Origin of the sequence: Streptococcus sp. 3705 (assembly GCF_013277145.1) — a bacterium.
Lineage (GTDB): Bacteria > Bacillota > Bacilli > Lactobacillales > Streptococcaceae > Streptococcus.
Map to the genome: position 1 here is coordinate 103,081 of NZ_VMMJ01000016.1, position 12,554 is coordinate 115,634.

12 protein-coding genes are annotated in these 12,554 nt (G+C 39.9%); 7 read left to right on the forward strand and 5 right to left on the reverse strand.

The genetic code is table 11. The annotated features are described in order from the left end of the window. Positions 1–63: 63 nt before the first annotated feature. The 3 genes from HT714_RS05480 to HT714_RS05490 all read right to left on the reverse strand — a co-directional run bounded on the left by HT714_RS05480 (position 64) and on the right by HT714_RS05490 (position 3,810). On the reverse strand, positions 64–1,104 hold the full coding sequence (locus HT714_RS05480) for an ABC transporter substrate-binding protein (protein WP_173251631.1): 1,041 nt from the start codon (positions 1,102–1,104) through the stop codon (positions 64–66). Positions 1,105–1,397: 293 nt separating this feature from the next. Beyond that, a complete protein-coding gene (locus HT714_RS05485; RefSeq protein WP_173251633.1) occupies positions 1,398–2,168 on the reverse strand; it encodes a response regulator in 771 nt (256 codons plus the stop codon). Then, positions 2,161–3,810 (reverse strand): histidine kinase, encoded by a 1,650-nt coding sequence (locus HT714_RS05490; RefSeq protein WP_173251635.1) that lies wholly within the window; start codon positions 3,808–3,810, stop codon positions 2,161–2,163. Before HT714_RS05490 ends, HT714_RS05485 begins: the two co-directional genes overlap by 8 nt. 147 nt (positions 3,811–3,957) lie before the next feature. On the opposite strand from HT714_RS05490, the gene leuS reads away from it, so the two are divergent. From leuS to HT714_RS05505, 3 genes are all read left to right on the forward strand, one after another. Further along, positions 3,958–6,459, forward strand: coding sequence for a leucine--tRNA ligase (gene leuS, locus HT714_RS05495; protein WP_173225177.1), 2,502 nt, complete (start codon positions 3,958–3,960; stop codon positions 6,457–6,459). Between the two features lie 110 nt (positions 6,460–6,569). Then, the gene (locus HT714_RS05500; protein ID WP_173225180.1) at positions 6,570–7,265 is read left to right on the forward strand and encodes a GNAT family protein; all 696 of its coding nucleotides are present in this window, start codon (positions 6,570–6,572) and stop codon (positions 7,263–7,265) included. Between the two features lie 11 nt (positions 7,266–7,276). Then, positions 7,277–7,693, forward strand: a complete 417-nt coding sequence (locus HT714_RS05505) for a GNAT family N-acetyltransferase (protein ID WP_173225183.1) — start codon at positions 7,277–7,279, stop codon at positions 7,691–7,693. A gap of 835 nt (positions 7,694–8,528) precedes the next feature. Here HT714_RS05505 and HT714_RS05510 read toward each other — a convergent pair. Together HT714_RS05510 and HT714_RS05515 are read right to left on the reverse strand one after the other, a co-directional pair. Further along, the gene (locus HT714_RS05510) at positions 8,529–8,621 is read right to left on the reverse strand and encodes a type I toxin-antitoxin system Fst family toxin (RefSeq protein WP_173225186.1); all 93 of its coding nucleotides are present in this window, start codon (positions 8,619–8,621) and stop codon (positions 8,529–8,531) included. Between the two features lie 339 nt (positions 8,622–8,960). Then, entirely contained in the window at positions 8,961–9,053 is a 93-nt protein-coding gene (locus tag HT714_RS05515) for a type I toxin-antitoxin system Fst family toxin (protein WP_000969509.1), read from the reverse strand. 133 nt (positions 9,054–9,186) lie between these two features. On the opposite strand from HT714_RS05515, the gene ruvB reads away from it, so the two are divergent. From ruvB to HT714_RS05535, 4 genes are all read left to right on the forward strand, one after another. Further along, the gene (gene ruvB / locus HT714_RS05520; RefSeq protein ID WP_345789536.1) at positions 9,187–10,185 is read left to right on the forward strand and encodes a Holliday junction branch migration DNA helicase RuvB; all 999 of its coding nucleotides are present in this window, start codon (positions 9,187–9,189) and stop codon (positions 10,183–10,185) included. Beyond that, positions 10,166–10,738, forward strand: coding sequence for a nucleotidyltransferase family protein (locus HT714_RS05525; protein ID WP_173225189.1), 573 nt, complete (start codon positions 10,166–10,168; stop codon positions 10,736–10,738). Before ruvB ends, HT714_RS05525 begins: the two co-directional genes overlap by 20 nt. 230 nt (positions 10,739–10,968) lie before the next feature. Then, positions 10,969–11,727, forward strand: a complete 759-nt coding sequence (locus HT714_RS05530; protein ID WP_023945423.1) for an isoprenyl transferase — start codon at positions 10,969–10,971, stop codon at positions 11,725–11,727. 8 nt (positions 11,728–11,735) lie between these two features. Further along, entirely contained in the window at positions 11,736–12,539 is an 804-nt protein-coding gene (locus tag HT714_RS05535) for a phosphatidate cytidylyltransferase (RefSeq protein WP_000189852.1), read from the forward strand. Positions 12,540–12,554 lie beyond the last annotated feature (15 nt).

Here is a 12,554-nt window from a genome sequence, read left to right on the forward strand (position 1 = left end):
AAACGGAAGTAATCTTTTGATTTTATAGCAGGGTTTGACAGTTAATCACTAGTAAGTCAAATTTTATTTTTTAGATTGGATATCTGTAAAAATATCATTGTACTTTTTAAGAATGGCGGATTTGTTTTTAATGACATAATCGGAATCTTCAGTGGCAATATTGATTTCTGTCATAGCCTTCATATTTTTATTGGTTTTAGCATTTTTACGAATAGGTCTAATTGTAGTTTCAGTTCCTAGCTTATCTTGGATTTCTTGAGAAAGGAGGAAATCGATAAATTTCTTAGCGTTTTCCATATGTTTGGCATTTTTGACGATAGCAGCGTTACCAGGTAAAAAGACGGTACCTTCTTTTGGATAAATAACTTTTACATCAACTCCGTCGTTTAAGAGTTTTAAGGCAGGATCTTCATAGGTGAGCCCTACAGCCATTTCCCCATCGGCGACAGCTTTGTAAACATTTGAAGAACTAGATGCAATCTTTCCATCTACCAGGGTAAATAGATTTTTTACATAGGTCCAAGCTTGTTCATTTTCGTATCCACCTTGATCGACAAGCATGTTTGTTAATTGAGCAAAGGCGCTAGAAGCATTACTTGGATCAGCAGTAGCAATTTTTCCTTTTAATTTAGGATTGAGTAGATCATTGTAGCCTTCAATTTTTATATCTTTTGTAAGAGCTGAATTGGCAATGATGACACTGACATCAAGTGTATAGGGAGTGTAGAATCCTGTTTTATTTTGATATTCAGGGATTATCTGGTCGTTCTCTTGGGAAATATAAGGTTCAAAAAGTTTTTCGTTAGAAGAGAAGAGGGCGTAGGAGCCTCCGAAAATGACATCAGCTACTGGGGATTCTTTTTCGGCCTCAGCTTTTTTGAACAATTCACCCGTGCTGGCTTGTACTAAATCAACCTTAATACCATATTTTTCTTCGAAGGCTGGGACTGTTTCTTCGATAAGGTCTTCAGGGTTAGGCGAGTAGACAACCAAAGTGCTATCTGAATCTTTTTCAGCGCTAGTTTCCGCTTCTATAGGTGAAGAACATCCTGATAAAGAAAGGAATATCCAGCCACAAGAGAGAAAGAATAGTATTTTTTTCATAAGTATCTCCTTTTTTTACGAACATTTTCTCTACCTAGATTGTTAATGTCTTTAAATTGTAGAGTTCTACAGGATATAATAAAAACCTTAAAGAAATCTAAAACGGGAAATAGAAAATGGGTATCTCGAGCAAGGATGGGTACACTGTAACTGGGATTTCGATGGTAATCCTCTTCAAAACACGTCGCTTTATCTGCAATCTCAAAGCTATGATTTGAGTAGTTAGCACTTTGATTTTCATTGAGTAAAAGTACAAAATAAAAAGATTGCTAGAGTTGAGCAATCTTTTTACATCAATGATTTTTATCCATGAGTTTTAATTCTTTTGGAGAAATATGGAGATACTTTTTAAAAACTTTGGCAAAATATTTATAGTCTGAAAATCCAACTTGTTCAGAGATATCGCTTAAGGGAGAATTAGGGGACTCAGCTATTTTATCTATAGCTTGCTTGAGGCGGTAGCGTAAGATATATTCATTTAGCGTCATTGGGAAGTCTTCTTTGATAACCTTATATAGATAACTTTCGCTATACCCTAGATTCTCTGCAATGCTAGAAATGGTAAAGTGCATACAGTAGTGTTGATGAACAAATTCAAGAATTTGCTGAATGATTTGGTTTTGTGTATCAATTTGTTGGATAGAGGTAAGTAAAGTTTGATATTCTTCTAAAAAAGGAGTTTCTTGACGAGTGCTAACTCGTAATCGCAAAACAATTTTTTGAAGACATTCTGTCACCTCCTTGGTATCAATTGGTTTGGATAAGAAATCAACTGCTCCATATTGCATGGCTTTTTTGGCATTTTGAAAATCGTTATAACCTGATAAGATAACTTTTTCATAGGGGAGGGTACGAGTGGCTTCGAACATCATAAAAGCATCCATAATTGGCATTGTGATGTCTGTTAAGACAATATGAGGTTCTTTTTCTTGGATGAGTTTCATTCCCTCTTGACCGTGACTGGCAGTTCCTACGACTTGGATACCTAAGGCAGAGTAGTCTACGGCAATCTCTAGCCATTTTCGGATGAGGTGTTCGTCTTCTACGATAATGAGCTTAAACATGAGTTAGTCCTTTCGTTACAAATTTGACCCAAGTTTCTCCTTGGCGATTGACTCCTAAATCTAGCTGGACATCAGAAAAGAAATTGCTCAATCGTTTGTAGCTGTTCACGATGCCATGCTGGGTATGAGGGCTTTCTAAAGAGTCTAAAATAGCGAGTCGCTCTTGTTTGGTTAGTCCTCCAGCATTATCCTTGACTAAAAAAGTTAGAGAATCTGCTTCCAAGGTAATTTGGATATCTATATGAAGATCAATACGGTATTGCATCCCATATTTTATAGCATTTTCTACTAGAGGAAGCAAGAAAAGCTTAGGAATAGGCTGATTATCGACAGTTTCTGGGCAGACAATATCATAGGAAAAGTGCTCGAAACGAATCTTATGAATAATCAGGTAATCCTCTATAATCTTTAAATCCTGACAAATGGTTGTTTCTTTTTCTAAATCGGTGATACTGTAGCGAAGAATGCGCGTGAGATTTTGAATTAGATCTTGTGTGAGAGCGGCATCCATTAAAGAAGTGATTTTAATCGTCTCAAGTGTATTGTAGAGAAAATGAGGATTGAACTGAGCTTCCAGCATTTTTCTTTCAAAAATCCACTTTTCTTTTTCTATGGTCAACATTTTTTGATGAAGTTGATCTAATTCGTACAACATATTGTTGATTTTTTCTGCCATAAACTCAAACTCATCACCTGTTTGTAGAGAAAGCCTTTTTTCTGCTTGTTTGGGAATTTCTTGAAGTTGGTAAACCAAGCTTTCAATAGGAACAGCGTTGTGTGTAGCAATCTTATGAGCAATTCGTCTTGCTTGCCAGAAGTAGAGGAAGAATATACATAAGGTGAGAATGGAGGCTAGGCCGAGTAAGCTAGGAATGGGAAAAAAGGATTGAAAAGTATAGATTGAAAAAATAGAACCGACTTTTTCTTTTTGAACAATAAGCGGTTCATTCGCATACCAGTGGGTGCGAGAGTGTAGGAGTTTTTCATCAAATTTTTCAAGAGTGGAGCGAGTAAACTGATTTGTATTGTTGGAGAACATATTTCCAAAGCTATCGGTAATGATGTATTTGGAATTGATCATTGGGAAACTTGAGATGAAATCATTCTCATTTACGAAAGCAATAGTATAGGCCTTAACTCGTTGGTTTTGAAGTAGTGGTTTGATAAAGAGTGTGTAGTGTTGCTTGTCTGAAGAAAGTGCAATTTTTTCTGTAACTTTATCTTGAGAAGGATTTTGAATGAGCAGTTTTAGATAGTAGGGTGATAAAATACTTTCTTGATGATTTCGATTGGTACTAAATAGTAATTCACCTGTATCACTTAGGATAATGAGATCAGAACTAAGTTTTAATTTAGCTTTTGTCTCGTAAAATAAGCTAAAGACTTCTCTCTCTGTGTGTTTGCCATCCAAAAATCCTGGAATCATTTTATGGTTCATAGTAGTCAGGAGCTCATTATTGGCTTCTTTCATTTCTTGAACCTGTTTTACAATCTGTCTCGTATCTTTGGAGAGTTGCTGCTTTTGTAAAACATAGGAAAAACCAAAAAGTAAAATGAGTAGTAAGAGTGAGGTCACAAAGGCTGCGATAGAGCTTCTATGGAGAATTTCTTTTTGGAGAGATTTTTTAAAGGAATGAGACATCCGCTACCTCCTTGGAAGGGTTTTCTGTTATAAGTATAGCAGTTTAAAAATTCTAGAGCAAGGTAAAATAGAAAAGTATAGAATAGAACGAGACCAAATTCCCTCAAAAATGGTATAATAGTAACATCACAAAATTGGAGAGAGACCATGAGTTTTTACAATCATAAAGAAATTGAGCCTAAGTGGCAGGGCTACTGGGCAGAACATCATACATTTAAGACAGGAACAGATGCATCAAAACCTAAGTTTTATGCGCTTGACATGTTCCCTTATCCGTCTGGAGCGGGTCTGCACGTAGGACACCCAGAAGGTTATACAGCAACGGATATCCTCAGCCGTTACAAACGTGCGCAAGGCTACAATGTCCTTCACCCAATGGGTTGGGATGCCTTTGGTTTGCCTGCAGAGCAGTATGCTATGGATACGGGGAATGACCCAGCGGAATTTACGGCTGAAAACATTGCTAACTTCAAACGCCAAATCAATGTGCTTGGATTCTCTTACGACTGGGATCGTGAAGTCAATACAACAGATCCAAACTACTACAAGTGGACCCAATGGATTTTCACTAAGCTTTATGAAAAAGGCTTGGCCTATGAAGCGGAAGTGCCAGTAAACTGGGTTGAGGAATTGGGAACAGCCATCGCCAATGAAGAGGTTCTTCCTGATGGAACTTCTGAGCGTGGAGGCTATCCAGTTGTCCGCAAGCCAATGCGCCAATGGATGCTTAAAATCACGGCCTATGCGGAGCGTTTGCTCAATGACTTAGATGAACTTGATTGGCCAGAGTCTATCAAGGACATGCAACGCAACTGGATTGGGAAATCAACTGGTGCTAATGTAACTTTTAAAGTTAAGGGAACCGACAAGGAATTCACCGTCTTTACCACTCGTCCTGATACCCTTTTCGGTGCGACTTTCACTGTTTTGGCTCCTGAGCATGAACTAGTAGATGCCATCACAAGCACAGAGCAAGCAGAAGCAGTTGCAGACTATAAACACCAAGCTAGCCTCAAATCTGACTTGGCTCGTACCGACCTTGCCAAAGAAAAAACTGGTGTTTGGACTGGTGCTTATGCCATCAATCCTGTCAATGGTAAGGAAATCCCAATCTGGATTGCGGACTATGTTCTTGCTAGTTATGGAACAGGTGCGGTTATGGCTGTGCCAGCCCATGACCAACGTGATTGGGAATTTGCCAAACAATTTGACCTTCCAATCGTAGAGGTGCTGGAAGGTGGAAATGTAGCAGAAGCTGCCTACACAGAAGATGGACTTCACGTCAATTCAGACTTCCTAGATGGACTCAACAAAGAAGACGCTATTGCCAAGATCGTGGCTTGGTTGGAAGAAAAAGGTTGTGGACAAGAGAAGGTTACCTACCGTCTCCGCGACTGGCTCTTTAGCCGTCAACGTTACTGGGGTGAACCAATTCCAATCATTCATTGGGAAGATGGAACTTCAACAGCTGTCCCTGAAAGTGAATTGCCACTTGTCTTGCCTGTAACCAAGGATATCCGTCCTTCAGGTACTGGTGAAAGTCCACTAGCTAACTTGACAGATTGGCTTGAAGTGACTCGTGAAGATGGTGTTAAAGGTCGTCGTGAAACCAACACCATGCCACAATGGGCAGGTTCAAGCTGGTACTACCTCCGCTATATTGACCCACACAATACTGAGAAATTGGCCGATGAGGATCTTCTCAAACAATGGTTGCCAGTGGATATCTACGTGGGTGGGGCAGAGCATGCCGTTCTTCACTTGCTTTATGCTCGTTTCTGGCATAAATTCCTCTATGACCTCGGTGTTGTTCCAACTAAGGAACCATTCCAAAAACTCTTTAACCAAGGAATGATTTTGGGAACAAGCTACCGTGACCACCGTGGGGCTCTTGTGGCGACTGACAAGGTTGAAAAACGTGATGGTTCTTTCTTCCATGTGGAAACAGGAGAAGAGTTGGAGCAAGCACCAGCTAAGATGTCTAAATCGCTTAAGAACGTTGTTAATCCAGACGATGTGGTGGAACAATACGGTGCTGACACCCTTCGTGTTTATGAAATGTTTATGGGACCACTCGATGCTTCGATTGCTTGGTCAGAAGAAGGTCTGGAAGGAAGCCGTAAATTCCTTGACCGTGTTTACCGTTTGATTACAAGCAAGGAAATTGTTGCAGAAAACAATGGCGCTCTTGATAAGGTCTACAATGAAACAGTCAAATCTGTCACTGAGCAAATCGAGTCTATGAAATTCAACACAGCTATTGCCCAACTGATGGTCTTTGTCAACGCGGCTAACAAGGAAGAAAAACTTTATGTAGACTACGCCAAAGGCTTTATCCAATTGATTGCCCCATTTGCACCTCACTTGACAGAAGAACTCTGGCAAACAGTTGCGGCAACAGGTGAGTCAATCTCTTACGTGGTTTGGCCAACATGGGATGAAAGCAAATTGGTTGAAGACGAAATCGAAATCGTCGTTCAAGTCAAAGGAAAAGTTCGTGCCAAACTCATGGTCGCTAAAGACTTGTCACGCGAAGAATTGCAAGAAATTGCTCTCGCTGATGAAAAAGTCAAAGCAGAAATTGACGGTAAGGACATCATGAAAGTGATTGCGGTACCGAATAAATTGGTTAACATTGTTGTGAAATAAGATAGGAATCCTTCAGAGTAGAATCTGGAGGATTTTTTGAATTTTCTTATGAAAGTATGATATACTATGGGCAACTATAAAGTTTGAAAAGCGAAACAAGGAGAAGAAAGATGCCAGTAAACGAATATGGTCAGATGATTGGTGACTCAATGGAAGGTTATACACCAGGTGAATTGCCTGCTATTGATTTCTTAGAAGGACGTTATGCTAGGATAGAGGCTCTTTCAGTGGAAAAGCATGCAGAGGACTTGCTAGCTGTTTATGGCCCTGATACTCCTCGGGAGATGTGGACCTACCTCTTTCAGGAGTCAGTGGCAAATCTGGAGGAGTTGGTTAGCCTTTTAAATCAGATGTTGGCTCGTAAGGATCGTTTTTACTATGCGATTGTAGACAAGGCAACTGGTAAGGCTTTGGGAACATTTTCTCTCATGCGCATTGACCAGAATAACCGAGTAATAGAAGTGGGAGCTGTCACTTTTTCTCCAAAACTCAGGGGGACACGGATAGGGACAGAAGTCCAGTATCTACTGGCTCGCTATGTTTTTGAGGAGCTGAACTATCGTCGCTACGAGTGGAAATGCGATTCCTTAAATCTGCCATCCAGACGAGCAGCGGAGCGTTTGGGCTTTGTCTATGAAGGAACCTTTCGTCAGGCAGTGGTTTATAAGGGGCGTACAAGAGATACGGATTGGTTGTCTATGATTGATAAGGACTGGCCTCAAGTCAAATCTCGTTTGGAAACATGGTTGCGTCCTGAAAATTTTGACCAAAATGGACGACAGTACAAGAGCTTGAGAGAGCTTTAAGAGGTGTTGAGATGATTACTATTAAAAAGCAAGAAATTGTCAAGCTAGAGGATGTTTTGCATCTCTATCAGGCTGTCGGTTGGACAAATTATACCCATCAACCAGAGATGCTGGAGCAGGCCTTATCTCATTCGCTTGCTATGTATTTAGCGTTTGATGGCGATGCTGTGGTGGGCTTGATTCGTTTGGTTGGAGATGGTTTTTCATCAGTTTTTGTACAGGATTTAATCGTTTTACCTATCTATCAGCGTCAAGGGATTGGTAGTCTCTTGATGAAAGAGGCTTTAAAGGATTACAAAGATGCCTATCAAGTCCAGCTGGTAACAGAAGAGACAGAAAGCACCTTGGGATTCTATCGTTCTATGGGTTTTGAAACTTTATCCACCTATGATTGTACAGGAATGATTTGGGTAAACAAAGAAAAATAAAAAACTTGTTTTTTCTTAAGCAAAGTTTAAGGATGGTCTAGTATTATATAGTCATTAAATAAAGACCTCCTAACTTTATTTAATGAAATCCTAAAACTTTTTTTCATCATAATCTCCTAATGAAGTCACCCAATCAGGTGACTTTTTTGTGGGGTGAGGTGATGGTAATAGAATTTTTTTGTAAAATAGTAAAATATGAGAAAAGTTAAGCTAGTTTTAAGCTTTGTCTAGTATCATATAGTTATTAAATAAAGACCTCCTAACTTTATTTAATAAAATCCTAAACTTTTCTTTTTCATAATAATCTCCCTTAACTCCACCCAATCAGGTGGAGTTTTTTGGCTCTATTTCAGGCTTTTGGAGAGTTTTCTAAACATCATTTTCCGATATTTTTCGATATTTTTCGGATTTTGGTCGGGGAATTGGCGGGGACTTTTTGAGATTTTGGCGGGGATTTTTTAGCGAATATGGCTAAGAAATAGGTCTGTTGTCGCTTCAGCTATTTCAAACTCAATTTGATTGTAAGCGACTGTTAATTGAAGGACTGAAACTGCTGTAATAATGATTTTGCTTGTCCAGTAGTGGCGTATTAAATGAGGAGTGACATGTAAGGTTGTCTATTCGTTTACTAAATCAAAATTTCTATGAAATTGATAGAATCCCTAATTTTCTCTTAAACTTGAAAGTCTTGTTGTACGGCGGTTAAAGATGATGTAAAACATTGACAAAATGTGTGAACTATGGGATAATAAAAGGGAATTAAGTATTGTGTCTATATCATAGGCTAGAAAAGACCCCAAGCTCACGTCCAAATAAGCTTGGGGTCTTTTTGACACTATTTGTCCTTGTTTAGCCATTTATCGACTATATGAAGAACGACACCGACCACAATTGGTCCGATGATAGTTTTAAGTATTGTATCCATCATGGGCTATCTCACCTCCTTTCACAGGCGGTGTAGAAGTGCCGAATAATATTATACCACATAAGTGCTAAACTTAGGAGTCCCCAATCAGGTGGAGTTTTTTGGCTGTCTTTCAGGCTTTTCGGAAGTTTTCTAAATATCATTTTTCAATAGCTTTCTCTAAATCTTATAAACTTTATTGGACAGATTCTAAAGTTGGAGAAGCTGAATGGATGAGGATATAAACCTTTGACAAATTTTGTGAACTATGGGATAATAAAAGGGAATTAAGTATTGTGTCTATATCATAGGCTAGAAAAGACCCCAAGCTCACGTCCAAATAAGCTTGGGGTCTTTTTGACACTATTTGTCCTTGTTTAGCCATTTATCGACTAAGCGAAGAACGACACCGACCACAATTGGTCCGATGATAGTTTTAAGTATTGTATCCATCATGGGCTAATTCACCTCCTTTCGTAGGCGGTGTAGCAGTGCCGAACAATATTATACCACATAAGTGCCAAACTCAGGAGTCACCTAATCGGGTGGCTTTTTTGTTTGTGGCTTGGTTTTTTGATATAATGTAAACATGAGTAGAATTTTGGATAATGAGATAATGGGGGATGAGGAGTTAGTAGAACGCACGCTCCGTCCTCAGTACTTACGTGAATATATTGGGCAGGACAAGGTCAAGGATCAGCTCCAAATCTTTATTGAAGCTGCCAAAATGCGGGATGAAGCGCTGGACCATGTCCTCTTATTTGGGCCTCCAGGTTTGGGGAAAACGACCATGGCTTTTGTTATTGCCAACGAACTAGGTGTCAATCTCAAGCAGACTTCGGGTCCAGTCATTGAAAAAGCCGGAGATCTGGTAGCGATTTTGAATGACTTAGAGCCTGGGGATGTCCTTTTTATTGATGAGATTCATCGCTTGCCCATGTCGGTGGAGGAGGTGCTTTATAGTGCCATGGAGGACTTCTATATTGATATCATGATTGGGGCTGGTGAAGGTAGTCGCAGTGTTCATTTGGAGTTACCACCTTTTACCTTGATTGGTGCGACGACTCGGGCTGGTATGCTCTCAAATCCACTACGGGCACGTTTTGGGATTACGGGGCATATGGAGTATTATGCTCATGCTGACTTGACAGAAATTGTTGAGCGGACGGCAGATATTTTTGAGATGGAAATCACTCATGAGGCAGCATCCGAGCTGGCCTTGCGTAGTCGTGGAACCCCTCGTATTGCCAATCGTCTCCTCAAGCGCGTGCGCGATTTTGCCCAGATAATGGGGAATGGGGTTATCGATGATTTTATTACCGATAAGGCTTTGACCATGCTGGATGTTGACCATGAAGGTTTGGACTATGTGGATCAAAAAATCCTTCGCACCATGATTGAGATGTATGGTGGTGGTCCTGTCGGATTAGGAACTCTTTCTGTTAACATAGCAGAAGAGCGTGAGACAGTTGAAGACATGTATGAGCCCTACTTGATTCAAAAAGGCTTTATCATGCGGACGCGGTCTGGACGGGTGGCGACTGCTAAGGCATATGAGCATTTGGGATATGAGTACAATGAAAAATAAGCAAGAAATTCTAGAGGCTTTTAGAAAAAATCCAGATATGATGGCTATTCTGACTATCATCCGAAACTTGGAGTTGACAGATTCCTGGTTGGCGGCAGGTTCTGTCAGAAATTTCATCTGGAATCTCTTGTCAGACAGACCAGCATTTGATCTTGAAACAGATGTAGATGTGATTTTCTTTGATCCGGATATTTCTTATGAGGAAACCTTGTCCCTAGAGAAAAAGCTGAGAGAGGATTTTCCTCAGTACCAGTGGGAATTGAAAAATCAAGTCTATATGCACCAGCACAGCCCTCATACTGCTCCCTATACCAGTTCCCGTGATGCTATGAGTAAGTATCCAGAACGATGTACGGCTGTTGGATTACGCTTGAATGAAGAATCCGTTTTGGAACTCTTTACTCCATACGGTTTGGAGGATATTTTGAATTTTCAAGTTCGTCCAACTCCTCATTTCTTAGAAAATGAAGACCGAATGGAACTTTATCGAACACGTCTATCCAAGAAAAATTGGCAGGAGAAATGGAAAAATTTGATTTTTAAAAATACTTAAGGAAACTTTAAGCTAGGAAGTGTATACTAAGTTCATAAGTTAAGAAGACCTTAACTTAAACTCCTAAAACTTTTTCATAATAATCTCCCTATAAAAATTGAGTCGCCCAATCAGGCGGCTTATTTTTTTGAAAAATGGGCTTTGTGCCTGAGAATAAATAGCTTAGTGATAGAAGAAAATAGGGAAATATGGTATAATGAAACGATAGATTTTTGAATAGGAATAAGATCATGTTTGGATTTTTTAAGAAAGATAAGGCTGTGGAAGTAGAGGTTCCGACACAGGTTCCTGCTCATATCGGCATCATCATGGATGGCAATGGCCGTTGGGCTAAAAAACGTATGCAACCGCGAGTTTTTGGACATAAGGCGGGCATGGAAGCATTGCAAACTGTGACCAAGGCAGCCAACAAACTAGGCGTCAAGGTTATTACAGTTTATGCTTTTTCTACGGAAAACTGGACCCGTCCAGATCAGGAAGTCAAGTTTATCATGAACTTGCCAGTAGAGTTTTATGATAATTATGTCCCGGAATTGCATGCGAATAATGTTAAGATTCAAATGATTGGGGAAACAGACCGCCTGCCTAAGCAAACCTTTGAAGCTCTTACTAAAGCTGAGAAATTGACTAAGAACAACACAGGTTTGATTCTTAATTTTGCCCTCAACTATGGTGGACGTGCTGAGATTACACAGGCTCTTAAGTTGATTTCCCAGGATGTGTTAGATGCCAAAATCAACCCAGGTGACATCACAGAGGAATTAATTGGCAACTATCTCTTTACTCAGCATTTGCCTAAGGATGTACGAGATCCAGACTTGATTATCCGTACTAGTGGAGAATTGCGTTTGAGCAATTTTCTTCCATGGCAGGGAGCCTATAGTGAGCTCTATTTTACGGACACCTTGTGGCCTGATTTTGACGAGGTAGCCTTGCAGGAAGCCATTCTTGCATACAATCGTCGTCATCGCCGATTTGGAGGAGTTTAGGAGGAAATATGACACAGGATTTACAGAAAAGAACCTTGTTTGCAGGGATTGCCCTGGCTATTTTCCTACCAATTTTAATGATTGGGGGACTCTTGCTTCAGATAGCAATTGGAATCATAGCCATGCTAGCCATGCATGAACTTTTGAAGATGAGAGGTCTAGAGACCATGACGATGGAGGGCCTCTTGACCCTCTTTGCAACCTTTGCCTTGACCATTCCCTTGGAGAATTATCTGACTTTTTTGCCAGTTGATGGGAATGTGGTTGCTTATAGTGTTCTGATTTCAATCATGTTAGGAACGACTGTTTTTAGCAAGTCGTATACGATTGAGGATGCGGTTTTCCCTCTTGCTATGAGTTTCTATGTGGGCTTTGGTTTTAATGCTCTATTAGATGCTAGAATTGCAGGTTTAGATAAGGCACTATTAGCCTTATGTATTGTTTGGGCAACAGACAGTGGTGCCTATCTTGTTGGGATGAACTATGGTAAACGAAAATTAGCTCCGACAGTTTCTCCAAATAAAACCTTTGAGGGTGCCTTGGGTGGTATTTTAGGTGCTATTTTAGTAACCATCATCTTTATGATGTTTGATAGGACAGTTGCTCTTCCGTATGGAATTTACAAGATGTCGGTCTTTGCTATTTTCTTTAGCATTGCTGGACAATTTGGTGACTTACTAGAAAGTTCGATTAAGCGTCACTTTGGTGTTAAGGATTCTGGGAAATTTATCCCTGGACATGGTGGTGTTTTGGATCGTTTCGATAGTATGTTGCTTGTATTTCCAATCATGCACTTGTTTGGACTCTTTTAGAGAAAGGAAGATAGA

Bases quoted from the DNA above. Each gene is read 5' to 3' on its own strand.
- HT714_RS05480 (WP_173251631.1), bottom strand. From the start codon at position 1,104: ATGAAAAAAATACTATTCTTTCTCTCTTGTGGCTGGATATTCCTTTCT.
- HT714_RS05485 (WP_173251633.1), bottom strand. From the start codon at position 2,168: ATGTTTAAGCTCATTATCGTAGAAGACGAACACCTCATCCGAAAATGG.
- HT714_RS05490 (WP_173251635.1), bottom strand. From the start codon at position 3,810: ATGTCTCATTCCTTTAAAAAATCTCTCCAAAAAGAAATTCTCCATAGA.
- leuS (WP_173225177.1), top strand. From the start codon at position 3,958: ATGAGTTTTTACAATCATAAAGAAATTGAGCCTAAGTGGCAGGGCTAC.
- HT714_RS05500 (WP_173225180.1), top strand. From the start codon at position 6,570: ATGCCAGTAAACGAATATGGTCAGATGATTGGTGACTCAATGGAAGGT.
- HT714_RS05505 (WP_173225183.1), top strand. From the start codon at position 7,277: ATGATTACTATTAAAAAGCAAGAAATTGTCAAGCTAGAGGATGTTTTG.
- HT714_RS05510 (WP_173225186.1), bottom strand. From the start codon at position 8,621: ATGATGGATACAATACTTAAAACTATCATCGGACCAATTGTGGTCGGT.
- HT714_RS05515 (WP_000969509.1), bottom strand. From the start codon at position 9,053: ATGATGGATACAATACTTAAAACTATCATCGGACCAATTGTGGTCGGT.
- ruvB (WP_345789536.1), top strand. From the start codon at position 9,187: ATGAGTAGAATTTTGGATAATGAGATAATGGGGGATGAGGAGTTAGTA.
- HT714_RS05525 (WP_173225189.1), top strand. From the start codon at position 10,166: ATGAGTACAATGAAAAATAAGCAAGAAATTCTAGAGGCTTTTAGAAAA.
- HT714_RS05530 (WP_023945423.1), top strand. From the start codon at position 10,969: ATGTTTGGATTTTTTAAGAAAGATAAGGCTGTGGAAGTAGAGGTTCCG.
- HT714_RS05535 (WP_000189852.1), top strand. From the start codon at position 11,736: ATGACACAGGATTTACAGAAAAGAACCTTGTTTGCAGGGATTGCCCTG.